This is a genomic window from Xenorhabdus sp. XBWT, from assembly GCF_059072735.1.
Genome location: NZ_CM180990.1, coordinates 3,016,663 through 3,036,263, shown reverse-complemented (window position 1 = coordinate 3,036,263; position 19,601 = coordinate 3,016,663). Strand labels below are relative to the sequence as shown.

The following is a 19,601-nucleotide window of genomic DNA, read 5'->3' as shown; positions in this document are numbered from 1 at the left end:
GTATCTTCCACCAGGATTTTAAAGAACGGGAAACAAATCGGCGCGCAGTATAGCAGTAGTTCGGCAAAATGACTAATGCTGTGTTAAGATATTCGACTCTTATTACCGAATCTAAAAGCCGTCATGTTAGAGAATATCCGCATTATTCTGGTAGAAACTTCCCACACGGGTAACATGGGATCAGCCGCCAGGGCCATGAAAACAATGGGATTATCCAATCTGTATCTGGTGAATCCGCTTATTCAACCTGATTCTCACGCCATCGCGCTTTCAGCCGGAGCAAGTGACGTCATTGGTAATGCAATGATTGTAAATACGTTGGATGAAGCATTGGCAGGGTGTGAATTGGTTATCGGAACCAGTGCCCGTTCACGCACCCTTTCCTGGCCAATCCTCGAACCACGTGAATGTGGTGAACGCTGTGTCAAAGCGTCCAGCCGCTCGCCGGTTGCGATTGTATTTGGCCGGGAACGTGTTGGCCTGACGAATGAAGAACTGCAAAAATGTCATTATCACCTTTATATTCCAACCAACCCGGAATATGGTTCTCTGAATCTGGCAATGGCTGTACAATTGGTCAGCTATGAAATTCGCATGGCACACCTTGCATCTCAGGATCAGGAACAGCCAGACAAAGCCGCTTCTTCAGAGCATGAAACTGAATATCCACCTATCGAAGATATGGAGCGTTTTTACCACCATCTTGAGCAGGTATTGAGTGAATCCGGCTTCATTCGCAAAGCGCACCCCGGTCAGATAATGAACAGGCTGAGACGACTGTATACCCGAGCACGGCCAGAAACTCAGGAGTTGAATATCCTGCGTGGTATACTGACTTCTATGGAGAAATGGGATAAAAAATAATTTAAATACAGATGGTTAGTGTCGCGAGAAACAACCGGGAAACACAGGTGAAGAAGATGAAGATCAATCAAATAATAGTTGAGTAAAATAGTAGGTTAAATAGTTGACTAAAATACTCAGGAATGTCACAATTTGACCTATATTTCACCATGGAGTTTTTGTTATGAGACTGACATCAAAAGGACGTTATGCGGTAACTGCCATGCTAGATGTGGCGTTGCATTCACAAGAAGGGCCGGTACCATTAGCCGACATTTCTGAGCGTCAGGGAATTTCACTTTCCTATCTGGAGCAGTTATTCTCCCGCTTGCGTAAAAATGGTCTGGTTTCTAGCGTCCGTGGTCCGGGTGGCGGTTATTTGCTGGGCAGAGATGCAGGCAAGATTTTCGTTGCCGAAGTTATTTCAGCTGTTGATGAATCAGTTGATGCGACTCGTTGTCAGGGCAAGGAAGGTTGTCAGGGCGGTGATCGTTGTTTGACTCATGCTTTATGGCGTGATCTCAGTGATCGTATTACGAGTTTCCTGAGCAGCATCAGTTTAGACGAATTAGTGAAGCACCAAGAAGTATTAGACGTAGCTGATCGTCAAGACAGCGATAAGCGACGTACACCTAACGGCAGATCTCAAGAGACGATTAACGTTAACCTGCGTGCGTAATCTTGTGGCAAACACTTGTTGTAGCAAATAAAAGTATTAAAAGTGTCTTACGGAGCATGTGAGCAATGAAATTACCCATTTATTTGGACTATTCAGCAACAACACCAGTTGATCCGCGTGTTGCTGAAAAGATGATGAATTATCTGACAATGGACGGGATTTTTGGTAACCCAGCTTCCCGTTCCCACCGTTTTGGCTGGCAGGCTGAAGAAGCGGTTGATATTGCGCGTAATCAAATTGCTGATTTGATTGGTGCAGACCCGCGTGAAATTGTGTTCACTTCAGGCGCTACAGAATCAGATAACCTTGCTATTAAAGGTGCTGCAAAATTTTATCAGAAAAAAGGCAAGCACATTATTACCAGCAAAACTGAACACAAAGCGGTTTTAGATACTTGTCGCCAGTTGGAGCGTGAAGGTTTTGAGATAACTTACCTTGCACCAATGAGCAATGGCCTGATTGATCTGAAAGAGCTGGAAGCCACCATGCGTGAAGATACAATTCTGGTTTCCATCATGCACATCAACAATGAAATCGGTATTGTTCAGGACATCATGACCATTGGCGAAATGTGCCGCAGCCGTGGCATTATTTTCCATGTCGATGCAACCCAAAGTGTGGGTAAATTGCCTGTTGACCTCAGCAAACTGAAAGTTGATCTGATGTCTTTCTCAGCTCATAAGCTTTATGGCCCGATGGGTATCGGTGCGTTGTATGTCCGCCGTAAACCCCGTATTCGTATTGAAGCCCAGCAACACGGTGGTGGTCATGAGCGCGGAATGCGTTCAGGGACATTGCCTGTTCACCAGATTGTTGGCATGGGTGAAGCTTACCGTATTGCTAAAGAAGAACTGGAATCAGAAGCGCAGCGCCTGCGTGGTCTGCGTCTGCGTTTGTGGAACGGTATCAAAGATATTGAAGAAGTTTACCTGAACGGTGATTTGGAACTGGGAGCACCACACATTCTAAATGCCAGCTTCAACTATGTTGAAGGTGAGTCATTGATGATGTCATTGAAAGATCTGGCAGTTTCTTCTGGCTCAGCATGTACTTCCGCGAGCTTAGAACCTTCTTATGTCCTGCGTGCATTGGGCATGAATGATGAACTGGCACACAGTTCTATTCGTTTCTCTTTGGGGCGTTTTACCACAGAAGAAGAAATAGACTACGCAATCAAGTTGATTCACGACGCGATTGGTCATTTGCGCGATCTTTCTCCATTGTGGGAAATGTTCAAACAGGGTGTGGATATCAGCACCATCGAATGGTCTCATCATTAATCAGACGGTTTCAGGAGTAACGAAATGGCTTACAGCGACAAAGTAATTGATCACTACGAAAACCCACGTAATGTTGGCTCATTCGATAGTGAAGACCCTTCAGTTGGCAGTGGCATGGTAGGAGCACCGGCTTGTGGTGACGTCATGCGTCTGCAAATCAAGGTCAACGATGCAGGCATCATTGAAGATGCACGCTTTAAAACCTATGGCTGCGGCTCTGCGATTGCATCCAGCTCTTTGGTCACTGAATGGATGAAAGGCAAATCGTTGGAACAGGCTGAGGAAATTAAAAACACTCAGATTGCTGACGAGTTAGAACTGCCACCAGTGAAAATTCATTGCTCTATTTTGGCAGAAGACGCGATCAAAGCCGCTATTGCTGATTACAAAAGCAAGCGCCAAGCCAAATAACTCTTTTCGCAAAAAGAATAGAAAATAATTCTGGTGGATATTGATTCAATATCCACCTTTACTAGTTTTAAAGTGAGGTGTTGTATGTCAATTTCCCTGACAGAAAGTGCAGCCCAACGTATTTTGTCCTTCCTCGACAATCGGGGAAAAGGTGTCGGGTTGCGTTTGGGAGTGAGAACATCCGGCTGCTCAGGTATGGCATATGTGCTTGAATTTGCTGATGTGGTTAATGAAGAAGATCAAATTTTCGAAGATAAGGGTGTGAAAGTTATCATTGATGGTAAAAGCATCCTTTATCTTGATGGTACGGAGTTGGATTTTGTTCAAGAAGGCCTGAACGAAGGCTTTAAATTCAACAACCCCAACGTTTCCAGCGAATGCGGCTGTGGGGAAAGTTTCCACGTTTAACCCCGTTTTTTGACTCCGCACTTTGCGAAACTACGTACTTTGCGAAATCAAGAGTAACTTATGGACTATTTTACTTTATTTGGGCTGCCTGCGTGTTATGCGATCGACCGTGAACTGTTGGCAACCCGTTATCAGGAATTGCAACGTCAGTTTCATCCTGATCGTTTTGCCACCCAGCCAGAACGTGAAAAAACGCTGGCACTTCAACAAGCCGCAACTATCAATGCTGGCTACCAGACGCTGAAACATCCCCTGAAGCGCGCAGAATATATACTGTTTCAACAAGGATTCGATCTATCCAACGAACAGCACACGATGCAGGATACCGTTTTCCTGATGCAGCAGCTGGAGTTGCGCGAAGAGCTTGATGCCATTGAGCATAGTTCAGATCCAGAAACAGGGCTATCCGGCTTTTCATCTCGCCTGAATAAAATGATTAAAACTCGTAGTGAGCAGATGGAACAGCAGTTAGATGCTGCCGAATGGTCAATTGCAGCCGATACAGTCCGTAAATTACGCTTTTTAGATAAATTGCAACAGCAGGTTGAACAACTTGAAGAACGGTTGCTGGATGATTTTTAGCTAAATGGCATTAATTCGAATAGCTTTTGGCTGAATGAATTTCAGCTGAATAAGTTTCGGCTGAATAGATTTAAAGAGGCACACATGGCTTTATTACAAATCAGCGAACCTGGTTTATCTGCTGCACCGCATCAGCGTCGTCTGGCTGCGGGGATTGATCTTGGCACAACTCACTCTCTGGTTGCAACTGTCCGCAGTGGTCAGGCGGAAACCCTGGCAGATAGTGAAAACCGTCACTTGCTTCCTTCCGTTGTACAATATTGCAAAGAAGAGATTCTGGTTGGTTGGCAGGCCCGCCAACAGGCTGCATCAGATCCTGTCAATACTGTGAGTTCAGTCAAGCGTATGATGGGACGCTCTTTGGCTGATATTCAGAAGCGTTATCCCAATCTGCCATATCAGCTTCAAGCGAGTGAAAACGGCTTGCCGTTGATCAACACTGTAGCGGGTTTGGTCGATCCTATTCAGGTTTCTTCTGAAATACTCAAATCGTTGACACAACGGGCAGAAGAAACCTTGGAGGGTAAACTTGATGGGGTTGTTATCACAGTTCCTGCTTATTTTGATGATGCACAGCGTCAAGGGACCAAAGATGCCGCACGTTTGGCGGGATTGCATGTTTTGCGCCTTTTGAATGAACCGACAGCCGCAGCCATTGCTTATGGTCTTGATTCCGGTCAGGAAGGTATCATTGCTGTTTATGATCTGGGCGGCGGAACTTTCGACGTCTCTATTCTCCGCCTCAGCCGGGGTGTGTTTGAAGTGTTGGCAACAGGAGGCGATACTGCGCTGGGCGGTGATGATTTTGATTGGCTATTGGCAAATTGGATTCGTGAGCAGGCTGGCATTATTGATAACGATCACGGATTGCAGCGTCAAATATTGGATATTGCCACTCAAGCCAAAATTACTCTGAGTGAAGCAGATAGCGCGGAAATCAGCATTGCTGGCTGGCAAGGCAGCATCACTCGTACTGAATTCAATGAGCTGATTACGTCTCTTATTAAACGCACACTGCTTTCTTGCCGTCGGGCACTGAAAGACGCGGGCGTAACGGCAGATGAAGTCCTGCAAGTTGTTATGGTTGGTGGTTCAACGCGAGTGCCACTCGTGCGCAGCATGGTGGGTGAATTTTTTGAGCGAGAGCCTTTGACCTCTATCGATCCGGATAAAGTAGTGGCTGTGGGTGCAGCAATTCAGGCAGACATTCTGGTCGGAAATAAACCTGACAGTGAAATGCTGCTATTGGACGTGATTCCACTGTCACTTGGCTTGGAAACAATGGGTGGATTGGTTGAAAAAGTCATTCCACGCAATACCACTATTCCTGTCGCAAAAGCGCAAGAATTCACCACATTCAAAGATGGTCAAAGCGCCATGAGCATCCATGTGGTGCAAGGCGAAAGAGAATTGGTCAATGATTGCCGTTCACTGGCGCGTTTTACACTGCGCGGTATTCCTCCGTTACCGGCTGGTGGTGCGCACATCCGCGTGACTTTTCAGGTCGATGCCGATGGTTTGCTGAGTGTCAGCGCATTGGAAAAATCCACCGGTGTTGAGGCTTCCATTCAGGTAAAACCTTCCTATGGTTTATCGGATGAGGAAATTGCCCGTATGCTGAAAGATTCTATGGCAAATGCGCAGGACGATCTTGAGGCACGTAAATTGGCTGAGCAAAAAGTTGAAGCAGCCCGGGTTCTGGAAAGCTTAACGAGTGCGCTGGAAAAAGATGCTGATTTGCTGAGCGAAGAAGAGCAGGTTGCCATTGATGCAGCTGTGCAAATATTAATTGACAGTGCTCAGGGAACGTCCCCTGATGCGATTGAAAGTGCAATTAAACAATTGGACAAGCAAACGCAAGAATTTGCCGCGCGTCGTATGGACACATCAATCCGCCGGGCTTTGGCGGGTCACTCTGTGGATGAAATTTAATTATGCCTAAAATTGTATTTTTACCTCATAACGAACTTTGCCCCGAAGGTGCAGTATTGGACGCACAGGAAGGCGAATCAATTCTGGATGTTGCACTGCGTAATGGAATTGAGATTGAACATGCTTGTGAAAAATCTTGCGCGTGTACCACTTGTCACTGCATCGTCAGAGAAGGGTTTGACTCACTGGAGGAAAGCTCTGAACTGGAAGACGACATGCTGGATAAAGCATGGGGGCTTGAGCCTGAAAGTCGTTTGAGTTGTCAGGCCAAAGTGACCGATGAGGATTTAATTGTTGAAATCCCTAAATACACCATTAACCATGCACGTGAGCACTGACGGAGAACGGAAAATGAAATGGTCTGACAGCCGTGATATTGGCGAAGCACTGTATGATAAATTTCCGGATTTGGATCCAAAAACAGTGCGGTTCACCGATATGCATGAATGGGTTTGTGAACTGGATGGTTTTGAGGATGATCCACAGAAATCTAACGAAAAAATACTGGAAGCTATTTTGTTGGTATGGCTGGATGAATATGAGTAGCGTGAAATTTGCTTAAGACAAAAAATGCGCAACCTCACTGATCCTTGCTCAATAGCTTGGCATAGTCTGCATTTAATGAAAAACTGGCAAACGCCAGTTTTTTTATATTAATCCCTCTTACTGTATAACTGAAACGGTAAGCGATGTAACACAGTCAACAAATAAGATAAGAAGCGAGAAAAAATGACAAAGCAAATCATGCCGATAACACTGTCTTATGAGCCAGCTAACGCTTGCTGGGGCGAAAAAGCACTAATCAGTTCCAGTGAGCAAGGGATGACTATCCATCTGGAAGGCAATGGAAAGTTAGGGGCAGTCCAACGCGCAGGACGTAAAATTGATGGGCAAGGAATCCGCAATGTTGCTCTAGCGGGCGAAGATTGGGATCTGGAAAAAAGTTGGTCATTCTGGTTAGGTTTCCGTTCTCCTAAGGGGCTGCGTACAATTGAGTGGCCTCAACTGTCCGTAACGGAAAAACAAGAATTGGAAAGAAGAATCAAATTTGTTGATTGGGTACGCGATACCGTCAACCTCCCAGCTGAAGATTTAGGGCCAGAACAGCTTGCAAAGCGTGCCATTGATTTACTGAGTGGTGTAGCGGGCGATGCAGTCAGTTACCGAATCATCAAAGGAAATGATCTGCGTGAACAGGGATACATGGGAGTACATACTGTCGGTCGTGGTTCTTTCCGTGACCCTGTTTTTCTGACATTAGATTTCAATCCAACAAAAGATGCAAAAGCACCTGTTTTTGCATGTCTGGTCGGTAAAGGCATTACTTTCGATTCCGGTGGGTACAGCATCAAGCCTTCCAATTTTATGGATTCCATGAAATCGGATATGGGCGGTTCGGCAACTTTAACAGGTGCATTGGCTTTGGCAATCAGCCGTGGCTTGACGCATCGTGTAAAACTGTTCCTATGTATTGCAGACAACATGGTAAGCAGCAACGCTTTCAAATTGGGTGACATCATTCACTATCGCAACGGCAAAACCGTTGAAGTCATGAATACCGATGCAGAAGGGCGTTTGGTTCTGGCTGACGGCCTGATTGATGCCAGTGCGGAAAAAGCACCTCTGATTATTGATGCAGCAACTTTGACCGGAGCCGCAAAAACAGCGGTCGGAAACGATTACCATTCTGTACTCAGCTTTGATGATCAATTGGTCTCCGAGTTACTGGCTGCGGCTGATAGCGAAAATGAATTATTCTGGCGTTTACCGCTGGCTGAATTCCATCGCAGCCAATTGCCATCCAATTTTGCTGAACTGAACAACATTGCGTCACCTTCACATTCAGCGGGAGCAAGTACTGCGGCAGCATTCCTGTCCCACTTTGTAGAGAACTACAAAAAAGGTTGGGTACATATTGACTGTTCAGCAACCTATCGTAAGTCTGCTGTAGAACAATGGGCAGCCGGTGCAACGGGATATGGTGTACGTACTATTGCCAATTTATTGCTAGCTAAAGCGGAATAAAGCTTAAATTAAGTAACTCTTCATTCATCTATTTTGATAGCTCCTTATAAGAGGGGCTATGATTTAACCTTTCAACATGCTTAACTTCAGTTCAAACAGCACTGTTCGGAGATTTTCATGAGTTTGTCAAATGGGCCTGCCGTTACCGAAATAAAGGTTCCAAGTGGAAGCAGAATTACTCTCAGCCAGCCCGAGGAACAACCTGCTCGGCTTATTGAGGCGTTGATTGATTTATTCAAACAGCATAAACCTATTCGGCGTGCTTTTCTGGTCATGGCCCAAGATAAAAATGTGGATGAAAAGCCCAATTTATTAATTGGCTTGGAATTCAGTGAAGCCACGGCAGGAAATGAAATTAACTTAATGATTCAAGAAGCGGGTGAGCTGGCTTGCGAGTACCTTGACGAAGATGACTCGGTCGATTTTTGTCTGCTTGATGAAAAAGAAAGGGGGATCAGCCATTATCTGATTCAGCATACCCAACCTTTCTACCAGCGCAAATTAGGTAGCTGGCTGCGGGATACCATTCCTGTGATCAACCAATAAAAATCAATCTGCTTGTCATCTCAAAGAAGATATAACGATTAATGTTTGTCCTGTGACCTATTGTAATTTGATTGCAACGAGCAAACCAATATTGCGAGAGGTATCCAAAATTTGAAAAACATGGGACAAAAATGTCAGATAAATTTTATTCCAGATGAAAATTTCGTTATTTTTGCTGTTCTTTAGTTATGCAAAATAACAAGTATCATCAGTGCCAGTAATGGATTTATATAGAAATAGGGCAAAGGAAGGGCAAAACTCGTTCTTTTATCTTCGCTATATTTTAATTCCTGTATCATATGAATATCCATAAAAAATAATATTACCGGCTATATTCAGGTGAGATATCTATAAATCCGTTTAACTCGAGTTATCTTGTTGTGCATAACTGAGTAAAAATGTGATTTATGCTAAAAAATGATAATTTTCGCTAAGAAAGTTTTAATAAAATGTTGTGTTTTTTGTAGGCAAGCAGAAAGTCTCCTCCTATAATCAACACCTATTTTTATTCCTGTCAGATACAGGGTAGATTTGCTCCTCAGTTTTCCTCAGGGGCGTAAAAATTAAAATGAATCATCGCTGAAAGTGCCAAAGAGGTTATCGAATGACGATTGAACGTACTTTTTCCATTATTAAACCTAACGCAGTAAAGAAAGATGTTATCGGTTCTATCTATGCCCGTTTTGAAAGTGCAGGGTTTAAAATCATTGCGGCCAAAATGCTGCATTTGACCCGCGAACAAGCAGAAGGTTTTTACGCTGAACACAAAGGCCGTCCTTTCTTTGATGGTCTGGTGGAATTCATGACCTCAGGTCCAATTACGGTACAGGTTCTGGAAGGCGAAAACGCAGTTCAGCGTCACCGTGATCTGATGGGTGCAACTAATCCTGATAACGCCTTGGCTGGCACTCTGCGTGCAGACTATGCAGACAGCTTTACTGAAAACGCTGTCCATGGTTCAGATTCTATCGAATCCGCAAACCGTGAAATTGCCTACTTCTTCAGTGATGATGAGATTTTCCCTCGCTACTGAGACTTCAGTTACCCGTAGCATCTAAACAGTAAAGTTTGTACAATGTCGCGCCTCACTGATTTTATTTAGTGGGGCGTTTATTATTTTATTTCAATGTTCGTTCGATTTTACCGACATTCTATGCTCAATAGGTTTTAAATCGCCGCCAACAAATGGCAATTGGCAAGATGAGGGAAATATATGTCGGAATCCAATATCATTGGAATAGAATGACCATTGAATTGGCAGTCACCGCATGAAAACTTAGTGCTGAAATATAGTGCTGAAATAAAATCAGCACAGAGCCGAAAGTGTAACAACGAGGCGATGTAAAAAATGTCCCAACTTAACGAAACCGTACCATCTTCAACCTCCGCCGTATCTGTCACTCCTGAAAAGAAAAACGGTAAAATTAATTTGCTCGACCTTAACCGTAAGCAAATGCGTCAATTTTTCCTCGATATGGGTGAAAAACCTTTTCGTGCCGATCAGGTAATGAAATGGATGTACCATTATTGCTATGACGACTTTGAGCAAATGACAGATATCAATAAAGTACTCAGAGCGAAACTGCAACAAGTTGCTGAAATCAAGGCACCGGAAGTTGCAGAAGAACAACGCTCATCTGATGGTACTATTAAATGGGCGATTACTGTTGGCGATCAACAGGTTGAAACGGTTTATATCCCAGAGGATGATCGCGCGACACTGTGTGTCTCATCTCAGGTGGGATGTGCTTTAGAGTGTAAATTCTGTTCTACTGCCCAGCAGGGTTTTAACCGTAACCTGCGGGTATCTGAAATTATCGGTCAGGTTTGGCGTGCTGCCAAAATCATCGGTTCACTGAAATCCAGTGGCCGTCGTCCTATCACTAACGTAGTTATGATGGGAATGGGAGAGCCGTTACTTAATTTGAACAATGTCGTGCCAGCAATGGAAATCATGATGGATGATTTCGGTTTTGGCCTGTCAAAACGTCGTGTAACATTGTCAACGTCTGGTGTCGTTCCTGCACTGGACAAATTGGGTGATATGATTGACGTTGCTCTGGCTATCTCCCTTCATGCACCTACCGATGATATTCGTGACGAAATCGTGCCAATTAACCGCAAATATAACATTGAAGAGTTCTTGGCAGGTGTACGCCGTTATCTGACAAAATCCAACGCTAATCAGGGGCGTGTCACGGTAGAATACGTTATGCTTGATCACGTCAATGATAGTGTTGAACAGGCGCATCAGTTGGCGGAATGCCTGAAAGATACGCCAAGTAAAATCAATCTTATCCCGTGGAACCCGTTCCCAGGAGCACCTTACGGGCGTAGTTCCAACAGCCGGATCGATCGTTTTTCCAAAGTTTTGATGGAATATGGTTTTACAACCATCGTGCGTAAAACGAGAGGTGATGATATCGATGCTGCGTGTGGACAGCTTGCAGGTGAAGTGATTGATAGAACAAAACGGACGTTGAAAAAACGCCTGACGGGTGAACCTATTCAGGTAAAAACAGTCTGATTTTTTGTTTAATATCGATTTTTAGGCTAAAAATCTGGCAAAGTTTGACATATCCTTATAAATGAAAATGGTATGATACGGAAATCAATAATAATTTGGTCTATAGTTTGTTTTAGCTTATTGACGAGCTGTGCGGAACATTCAGCCCGTCGCGGCCAAAAGATCGTTGCCATAGAGACACGATTACAGCTAGGAAAGGCTTATTTGGTGGAACGGGATTTACCGGCTGCCAAATATCATTTTCAGAAAGTCTTGCTGGCGGAGCCGCGTCATCCAGAGGCACATTTAGGTATGGCACTGCATGAACAATATGCAGGCCGGCCGGAAACCGCCAGCCAGCATTACAGAATGGCCATGCAGTATGTGCCAGGAAGTGATACTGTAGTACGTCATTACCATGCTTTTCTCTGTGAACAAAAGCAGTATGAAGAAGCTAAAAAATTGGTCACGGGAAGTGTGGAAAGCAAAATATACCCAATAGATTTCAAGTTGCAGCGCGGCAGCAATGAAATCGATTCCCCAGAACACAGTTCGCTATGTGATAAGGGTGAATGAGCGCGGCTAAAGCTAACTTGAAAGATCAAAGGTATAAGCTGCTACATTTGTGATAAATGATTTACTGCATTTGATGCAGTAATAAGATGATTTCGCTACTCAAATTAAGTTATGTGCTCTATTAAGTTAATTTGCGTAAATTCTTTAACCCAGAACAGTACCAGTGTCCTTAGCTAATGAAGACTGAAACTTACCCAGAAGAAGCCAATCTGACAGCAGGTCAGATTCTGCGCCAGGCTCGTGAAAAATTTGAACTTTCTCAGCAAATTGTGGCAGATCGTTTGTGTCTTAAACTGTCGACTGTTCGTGATATCGAAGAAGATACGATCCCGTCAAATCTAACTTCGACATTCTTGCGTGGATATATTCGTTCTTATGCAAAACTTGTCCAAGTGCCTGAGTCCGAAATCCTGAGCATTTTAGACAAACAAATGCCTACCAAAAACGTGAAGGTTTCTCCAATGCAAAGTTTTTCGGCGGGGAAAAAACGTAAAAAACGTGATGGCTGGTTAATGAAAATAACATGGTTTGTCATCATTGTGTTATTGGGAATGACAGGCCTATGGTGGTGGCAGAATTATAAAGCTCAGCAAAAAGAATTGACTTCAATGGCAGAGCAATCTAGTACCCATGAGCGGAGTGGTGAACATGATTTTGGCACTTCAACGACTACGGCAGATAATTTATCTGTACAGCCGAAAGGAAGCCAATCTGTAGAGACCTCTCAAGAGCCAGTATCACAAGAAAAAGCTTCTCCAGCACAGACAAATACTGGAGCAAACAATGATGCTTCAGTAAATGATAGTGCTTCAATAAAGAATAGTGCTTTAGTAAACAATGGTACTTCAGCTGTTTCCAGTGCTCCGGCATCTACTGCAACAGAGCCAAAAACCGTAACGTTGCCCGTAAATCCACCGGTAACAAATACAACTTCAGCGAATTCTGCTGTGAGTACATCATCGGCTGATGTGAATAATATCAAGACCGTAAGCAACAACGAATTGATGATGAATTTTAATGGAAGATGCTGGTTAGAAGTCAAAAACGCTAAAGGTAAGATATTGTTCAGCGGAACCAAAAGTAAAGGCGAAAGTCTGAAGTTTTCCGATGAATTATCCTACTCACTGAATATTGGTGCACCTGCTCAGGTGAAGGTTCAGTTCCAGGGAAAACCTGTAGATCTCAGTACTTTTGTTAAGAAGGGCGTGTCGGCCAAACTGACATTGAAATAAACTCTGGCGAATTTCTTGTGCCAAAGATTCGGGCGGACATTGAAGAATAAGAATTCATGTTCGCCTGTGTGTATTATTTAGCTCAGTGTGTATTATTCACCACAGCATAGTTGTAATTTTTATAAACAAAATACAGGGATGTAGGGGAGTAATGTAAAAATGCATAATGAATCACCGATAAAAAGACGTAAGTCCACACGTATTTATGTCGGTAATGTACCTATAGGGGATGGCGCCCCCATCGCAGTGCAATCAATGACCAATACACGGACAACTGATGTCGGGGCGACAGTTAATCAGATCCGGGCGCTCGAACGTGTAGGTGTGGATATTGTTCGTGTTTCTGTGCCAACTATGGATGCGGCTGAAGCCTTCAAATCCATCAAACAGCAGGTCAATATCCCCCTTGTGGCTGATATTCACTTTGATTACCGCATCGCGTTGAAAGTAGCAGAATATGGTGTGGATTGCCTACGCATTAATCCCGGCAATATTGGTAACGAAGAACGCATTCGTCAGGTTGTGGACTGCGCCAGCCACCATAACATTCCAATTCGTATTGGAGTTAATGGTGGGTCACTGGAGAAAGATCTCCAGGAAAAATATGGTGAACCGACACCAGAGGCATTGGTTGAATCAGCGATGCGCCATGTAGATATTCTGGATCGCCTGAACTTCGATCAGTTCAAGGTGAGTGTCAAAGCATCTGATGTTTTTTTGGCCGTTGGCGCTTATCGTTTGCTGGCGCAAAAAATTGATCAACCTCTGCATCTGGGAATTACTGAAGCAGGGGGTGCCCGGGCTGGTGCGGTTAAATCCTCAATTGGTCTGGGAATGTTGTTGTCAGAGGGGATCGGCGATACGTTGCGCATCTCTTTGGCCGCAGATCCGGTAGAAGAAGTTAAAGTCGGCTTTGATATTTTGAAAGCATTGCGCGTCCGTTCCAGAGGCATTAATTTCATTGCTTGTCCGACTTGTTCACGTCAGGAATTTGACGTTATCGGTACAGTGAATGCGCTTGAACAACGTCTCGAAGATTTAATCACCCCGATGGATGTTTCGATCATTGGCTGTGTCGTAAATGGCCCGGGAGAGGCAGAGGTTTCAACGCTTGGTGTTACAGGAGCGAAAACCAGAAGTGGCTTTTATGAAGATGGCATTCGCCAGAAAGAACGCCTTGATAATAAAGATCTGATTGATCAACTTGAAGCCAAGATCCGAGCGAAAGCTTCTATCCTTGATGCCAATAATCGGATTAGCGTTAACCAGCTTGATGGATGATATGCCTGATGCTGGCCCGTATTATTATGTGCCAGTATATAACTTTATCCGGGTATCTGATTGGATATAGCTATAGTTTTTCTTGCTGATTGAACCTTGCGAGTATTCGCTTTTATAATCGACGCCATTGTATAAATATTAATAAGAGATAAAACGTGACAAAAAATATCCCAGCTATTCGTGGTATGAACGATTGCCTCCCTGTTGAAACGGCCGTTTGGCAACGAATTGAATCTACAGTGAAACGTGTGCTGTCAGGTTATGGTTTTAGCGAAATTCGGACACCGATTGTAGAGCAGACCCCGTTATTCAAACGTGCGATTGGGGAAGTCACCGATGTTGTCGAAAAAGAGATGTACACCTTTGATGACCGCAATGGGGAAAGTTTGACCCTACGCCCAGAAAATACTGCTGGGTGTGTTCGCGCCGGTATTCAGCATGGTCTGCTGTACAATCAGGAACAGCGTTTATGGTATATCGGGCCTATGTTCCGTTATGAGCGTCCACAAAAAGGTCGCTATCGCCAATTCCATCAGTTAGGTGCTGAAGTATTTGGTCTGCAAGGGCCGGATATTGATGCTGAAATGATTTTAATGACTGCCCGCTGGTGGCGTGAGTTAGGTATTGCTGACCATGTGACGCTTGAACTTAACTCTATTGGTTCACTGGAAGCACGTGCAAATTACCGTGAAGCTCTGGTGGCATTTTTGGAGCAGCATAAAGAGAAACTGGACGAAGACTGCCAGCGCCGTATGTGTACCAATCCACTACGTGTTCTGGATTCCAAAAATCCTGAAATTCAGCAACTTCTTAACGATGCACCGGAACTGTTTGATTATCTTGATGCCGAATCAAGAGAGCATTTTGATGGCCTGTGCCAGATCCTTAATAGCGCAGGTATCAAATATCGTATCAACCAGCGTCTGGTTCGTGGTCTTGATTACTACAACCGTACTGTTTTTGAATGGGTAACATCCGCATTGGGTGCTCAGGGAACAATCTGTGCAGGTGGTCGTTACGATGGCCTGGTTGAGCAATTAGGCGGAAAGGCAACACCGGCAGTGGGTTTTGCAATGGGAATGGAACGTATGGTTCTGTTAGTTCAGGAAGTCAATCCTGACTTTGTTGCAGAGCTGACAGTTGCTGATGTTTATCTTTCTTCCTTTGGTGAAGGTAGCCAGCAGGCAGCATTGATACTGGCAGAGAAGATCCGCGATCAACTACCAGAATTACGTCTGATGACCAATCATGGTGGTGGTAACTTTAAAAAACAGCTGGTACGTGCAGGTAAGCATGGAGCCAAAGTTGCCCTGATCCTTGGAGAAGACGAAATTCAGGCAGGCAATATCACGGTGAAAGATTTACGTAACGGTGAACAAGAAACGTTGCCACAACAAACGATCGCAGCGCGTTTGACCGAATTGTTAGGCTAAGGAGAAAGACTCTGTGGAAGTCTATACCACTGAAACTGAACAAGTTGACGCAATAAAGCGTTTTTTCGCCACCAACGGTAAATATATTGCTGTTGGTTTAGTTCTGGGCATTGGGGTTTTGATTGGCTGGCGTTATTGGCAGACTCATCAAACAAACCAATTACATGAGACAGCAGCGGAATTTGAGGCGTTGAACACATCGCTGGCGTCGGGGTCGAAAGAAAGCATTGCAGCCGCAGAAAAATTCGCTAATACAACGGATAACATCTACGGTGTGATGGCTGATCTGGAACTGGCAAAACGTGCTGTTGAAAAAAATGATTTGGCCCAGGCTGAGAAAAATTTGCTAACCGCATCTGGCAAAGCCAAAGATGAGGACATGCGAGCTATTTCGAACCTGCGTTTAGCCAGAGTTCAATTGGCGGAAGATAAAACAGATGCTGCATTGAAAACGCTGGAACAGGTCAAAGGTAAAGGCTGGGTGGTTGCGACGGAAGATCTCCGTGGAGATATTCTGGCGAAAAAAGGCGATATTGCTGGTGCGCGTGCAGCATATTCCAAAGGGCTTGAATCAGAAGGCCCTCAGGTAATGAAAGATTCCATTAAAATTAAATTTAATAACTTATCCAACTAAGGGAGCTAACTTCTAATGCAACTGCGAAAAACACTCTTGGTTGGGCTGGTTGCTTCTGTTCTGCTGGCTGGTTGTTCGAGCGAACAGGATACGGTAGCAATGTCACCGTTACCGAAGATTGAAAATCAATTCAATCCCCGTGTTGTTTGGGATAAGTCCGTTGGGAACGGCATCGGGCACTATTACTCTCGCCTATCACCAGCTTGGCAGGGTTCAACAGTTTATGTTGCTGATCGCGACGGTGTTGTCAAAGCACTGGACATAGATAGTGGCAAAGAATTGTGGGCAACTAATTTGTCCGAGAAAACAGGTTTTTTGTCATCCAACTTGCCGGCACTGCTTTCCGGTGGTTTGACGGTATTTGATGATCGCCTTTATGTTGGTACAGAAAAGGCAAAAGTCATCGCACTGGATACAGAAAACGGCAAAGTTGAATGGGAATCAACGGTTGCCGGTGAAGCCTTGTCACGTCCTGTGGTAGAGAGTGGACTTGTCTTGATTCATACTGGCAACGGCATGTTGCAGGCATTGAAAGAAACAGACGGCAGTATTGTGTGGTCAGTCAATATGGATACACCTCCGTTATCAGTTCGTGGTGAATCGGCTCCTGCTGTAGCTTACGGTGCAGCGGTTGTAGGCGGTGATAATGGTCGTATCAGTGCAGTTTTGCTCTCTCAGGGTGAGCTGATTTGGCAGCAGCGTATTTCGCAGGTAACGGGTTCTACCGAAATTGATCGCCTGAATGATGTTGATATGACTCCCGTCATTTCTGACAATGTTATTTACGCCATTGCTTATAACGGCAATTTAGTTGCAATGGATATGCGTTCAGGCCAAATTATCTGGAAACGTGACTTAGGCTCTGTGAATGATATGGTTGTAACTGATGACAATATTTTTATTGTTGATCAGGACGACCGTATTTTGTCTCTGCGCAAAAGTGATGGCGTTACATTATGGGCACAAAGTGATCTTTTGCATCGTCACCTGACTGCACCAGAAATGTATAATGGTTATCTGGTTGTAGGAGATAGCGAAGGTTATTTGCATTGGTTGAATATGGCTGATGGCAAATTTGTAGCTCAGCATAAGGTTGATGGTTCTGGCCTGTTGAGCCGCCCGGTTGTTGCTAGTGATAAACTGATGGTACAAGCGAAGGATGGGACAGTTTACCTGTATACCCGCTAATTCCAAAACATGTGTTAAGGCTATCCCAATGGATTTTGAGTTGCAGCCAATAATAACGCTGTAGCTTGAAAGATAAAGGGAATATAGATAGTGGCACAAAACTTTACACGGCTCCTGTGCTGACAGTAACAGGGGCCGTTTCGTCTTTTTAATATCCTGTTGTCGTGGACGATGTTGTAATGGACAATGCTGTTGTGGTTAATTTTGTAGTGAACAACGTTGAGTTCTTTCATTTTCAGCAGGATATAGATTTAAATTGAGTCATGAGGCATCAAAAATGATACCTGTCATTGCGCTGGTTGGGCGCCCCAATGTTGGAAAGTCCACCTTATTTAACCGATTAACCCGGACCAGAGATGCGCTGGTAGCGGATTTCCCTGGCTTAACCCGTGATCGTAAATATGGACGGGCAGAGGTTGAAGGGCAGGAGTTCATTATCATTGATACGGGAGGTATTGATGGTATGGACGAGGGTGTAGAAACCCATATGGCTACGCAATCTTTGATGGCTATCGAAGAAGCCGATATCGTTCTATTCATGGTTGACGCCAGATCAGGGTTGATGCCAGCAGATCATGGGATTGCAAAGCATCTGCGTAGTCGTGAAAAAGCAACCTTTCTGGTAGCGAACAAGACTGATGGCATTGATATTGAAACATCTATTGCAGAATTTTATTCACTGGGATTGGGCGACATTTATTCCATCGCGGCTTCTCACGGTCGTGGAGTCACGCAACTGATTGAACGGGTATTACTGCCTTTTTCCGATAAAGAGGAAACAGAAGAAGTCGAATTAACTGAAGAAGAAGCCAATGCTGCTTATTGGGCAGAGATAGAACAGGCTGAATTGGATGCTTCTGTTGAAGAGGAGCCGGAGGAAGACTTCGATCCTACTACTTTACCTTTAAAGCTTGCGATTGTTGGTCGCCCAAATGTGGGAAAATCTACATTAACCAACCGTATTCTGGGGGAAGAGCGTGTTGTTGTGTATGACATGCCCGGTACAACCCGCGACAGCATATATATTCCCATGGAGCGTGATGGCCGTGAATATATTCTGATTGATACCGCAGGTGTTCGTAAACGTGGAAAAGTCACTGAAACTGTAGAGAAATTTTCTGTTATCAAAACACTTCAGGCGATTGAAGATGCCAATGTCGTATTATTGGTAGTTGATGCCCGCGAAGGTATTTCAGATCAGGATCTTTCTCTGCTTGGTTTTATTCTTAATAGTGGTCGTTCACTGGTTATCGCTGTCAACAAATGGGATGGCATGAGTCAGGAAGATAAAGATCACGTTAAGGACATGCTGGATCTGCGTCTGGGATTTGTTGATTTTGCCCGTGTTCACTTTATTTCTGCGCTGCATGGCAGTGGCGTCGGTAATTTATTTGAATCAATTCTGGAAGCCTATGAAAGTGCGACCCGTCGTGTGAACACATCTTTGCTGACTCGCATTATGCGTATGGCAGAAGACGATCATCAACCGCCGATGATCCGTGGTCGTAGGGTGAAAATGAAATACGCTCATGCAGGGGGCTACAATCCACCTATCGTTGTTATCCACGGTAATCAGGTGACAGATTTACCTGATTCTTATAAGCGTTATTTGATGAACTATTTCCGCCGTTCTTTAAAAGTGATGGGAACACCTATTCGCATCCAATTTAAAGAAGGAGCTAACCCTTACGCAGGTAAGAAAAATGCGTTGACGGCAACTCAGCTTCGTAAGCGTAAGCGTTTGATAGAACATTTGAAAAAGCGTTAATTACTTTAATTAACTAAATAATAAAGGGTTATTTTTAACCCTTTATTATAAAAGCATATTCATTTCTATTTCTTATTATTTCCTCTTTCAAACTACAGCTTATTATTGGCTGCAACTCGAAATTGATTAGGTACATGCACCTGACACCTGAGAATTCATTCTCTTGCCGTTACGCAATAATTCGAAACATATTGAATATAGAAGGTTTATATACCAATAGATTATAATAACGATAGTGAGATAATCACTAAATTTTTGCTTACATGCCTGTATTTTA

At 44.1% G+C, this 19,601-nt stretch carries 20 protein-coding genes; all 20 read left to right on the top strand.

Annotated elements, in window-relative coordinates; all coding sequences use genetic code 11:
• Positions 1-123 precede the first annotated feature (123 nt).
• Entirely contained in the window at positions 124-864 is a 741-nt protein-coding gene (gene trmJ / locus AC5JQI_RS13135) for a tRNA (cytosine(32)/uridine(32)-2'-O)-methyltransferase TrmJ (RefSeq protein ID WP_493912483.1), read from the top strand.
• 163 nt (positions 865-1,027) lie between these two features.
• Positions 1,028-1,522 (top strand): Fe-S cluster assembly transcriptional regulator IscR, encoded by a 495-nt coding sequence (gene iscR, locus AC5JQI_RS13130; protein ID WP_493912482.1) that lies wholly within the window; start codon positions 1,028-1,030, stop codon positions 1,520-1,522.
• 65 nt (positions 1,523-1,587) lie between these two features.
• Complete coding sequence (locus tag AC5JQI_RS13125; protein ID WP_493912481.1) at positions 1,588-2,802, top strand: IscS subfamily cysteine desulfurase; 1,215 nt, start codon at positions 1,588-1,590, stop codon at positions 2,800-2,802.
• Positions 2,803-2,826: 24 nt separating this feature from the next.
• A complete protein-coding gene (iscU, locus tag AC5JQI_RS13120; RefSeq protein ID WP_237386063.1) occupies positions 2,827-3,213 on the top strand; it encodes a Fe-S cluster assembly scaffold IscU in 387 nt (128 codons plus the stop codon).
• An 84-nt stretch (positions 3,214-3,297) separates the two neighbouring features.
• The gene (gene iscA, locus AC5JQI_RS13115) at positions 3,298-3,621 is read left to right on the top strand and encodes an iron-sulfur cluster assembly protein IscA (protein ID WP_237386062.1); all 324 of its coding nucleotides are present in this window, start codon (positions 3,298-3,300) and stop codon (positions 3,619-3,621) included.
• Between the two features lie 60 nt (positions 3,622-3,681).
• Positions 3,682-4,203, top strand: coding sequence for a co-chaperone HscB (gene hscB, locus AC5JQI_RS13110; RefSeq protein WP_493912480.1), 522 nt, complete (start codon positions 3,682-3,684; stop codon positions 4,201-4,203).
• An 84-nt stretch (positions 4,204-4,287) separates the two neighbouring features.
• The gene (gene hscA, locus AC5JQI_RS13105; protein ID WP_493912479.1) at positions 4,288-6,135 is read left to right on the top strand and encodes a Fe-S protein assembly chaperone HscA; all 1,848 of its coding nucleotides are present in this window, start codon (positions 4,288-4,290) and stop codon (positions 6,133-6,135) included.
• A gap of 2 nt (positions 6,136-6,137) precedes the next feature.
• Positions 6,138-6,473 carry an ISC system 2Fe-2S type ferredoxin gene (gene fdx, locus AC5JQI_RS13100; RefSeq protein ID WP_092550160.1) on the top strand — a complete coding sequence of 112 codons (336 nt, stop codon included), beginning with the start codon at positions 6,138-6,140 and terminating at the stop codon, positions 6,471-6,473.
• Positions 6,474-6,486: 13 nt separating this feature from the next.
• Positions 6,487-6,681: a Fe-S cluster assembly protein IscX gene (iscX, locus tag AC5JQI_RS13095; RefSeq protein WP_237386059.1), complete on the top strand. Its 195-nt coding sequence runs from the start codon at positions 6,487-6,489 to the stop codon at positions 6,679-6,681.
• 183 nt (positions 6,682-6,864) lie between these two features.
• Complete coding sequence (gene pepB, locus AC5JQI_RS13090) at positions 6,865-8,160, top strand: aminopeptidase PepB (protein ID WP_493912478.1); 1,296 nt, start codon at positions 6,865-6,867, stop codon at positions 8,158-8,160.
• A gap of 117 nt (positions 8,161-8,277) precedes the next feature.
• Positions 8,278-8,706: an enhanced serine sensitivity protein SseB C-terminal domain-containing protein gene (locus AC5JQI_RS13085; protein WP_493912477.1), complete on the top strand. Its 429-nt coding sequence runs from the start codon at positions 8,278-8,280 to the stop codon at positions 8,704-8,706.
• A 604-nt stretch (positions 8,707-9,310) separates the two neighbouring features.
• Positions 9,311-9,739, top strand: coding sequence for a nucleoside-diphosphate kinase (gene ndk / locus AC5JQI_RS13080; RefSeq protein WP_237386056.1), 429 nt, complete (start codon positions 9,311-9,313; stop codon positions 9,737-9,739).
• Positions 9,740-10,054: 315 nt separating this feature from the next.
• Positions 10,055-11,233: a dual-specificity RNA methyltransferase RlmN gene (rlmN, locus tag AC5JQI_RS13075; RefSeq protein WP_323853759.1), complete on the top strand. Its 1,179-nt coding sequence runs from the start codon at positions 10,055-10,057 to the stop codon at positions 11,231-11,233.
• A 72-nt stretch (positions 11,234-11,305) separates the two neighbouring features.
• Entirely contained in the window at positions 11,306-11,788 is a 483-nt protein-coding gene (locus tag AC5JQI_RS13070) for a fimbrial assembly protein (protein WP_493912476.1), read from the top strand.
• Between the two features lie 176 nt (positions 11,789-11,964).
• Positions 11,965-13,020, top strand: coding sequence for a cytoskeleton protein RodZ (gene rodZ / locus AC5JQI_RS13065; protein ID WP_493912475.1), 1,056 nt, complete (start codon positions 11,965-11,967; stop codon positions 13,018-13,020).
• A gap of 159 nt (positions 13,021-13,179) precedes the next feature.
• Positions 13,180-14,301, top strand: a complete 1,122-nt coding sequence (gene ispG, locus AC5JQI_RS13060) for a flavodoxin-dependent (E)-4-hydroxy-3-methylbut-2-enyl-diphosphate synthase (protein WP_237386052.1) — start codon at positions 13,180-13,182, stop codon at positions 14,299-14,301.
• A 185-nt stretch (positions 14,302-14,486) separates the two neighbouring features.
• Complete coding sequence (hisS, locus tag AC5JQI_RS13055) at positions 14,487-15,734, top strand: histidine--tRNA ligase (protein ID WP_493914676.1); 1,248 nt, start codon at positions 14,487-14,489, stop codon at positions 15,732-15,734.
• A gap of 13 nt (positions 15,735-15,747) precedes the next feature.
• Entirely contained in the window at positions 15,748-16,368 is a 621-nt protein-coding gene (locus tag AC5JQI_RS13050; protein ID WP_493912474.1) for a YfgM family protein, read from the top strand.
• A 15-nt stretch (positions 16,369-16,383) separates the two neighbouring features.
• Positions 16,384-17,556, top strand: a complete 1,173-nt coding sequence (bamB, locus tag AC5JQI_RS13045; protein WP_323853753.1) for an outer membrane protein assembly factor BamB — start codon at positions 16,384-16,386, stop codon at positions 17,554-17,556.
• Positions 17,557-17,833: 277 nt separating this feature from the next.
• Positions 17,834-19,324, top strand: coding sequence for a ribosome biogenesis GTPase Der (gene der, locus AC5JQI_RS13040; RefSeq protein WP_493912473.1), 1,491 nt, complete (start codon positions 17,834-17,836; stop codon positions 19,322-19,324).
• The last annotated feature ends 277 nt before the right edge of the window (positions 19,325-19,601 follow it).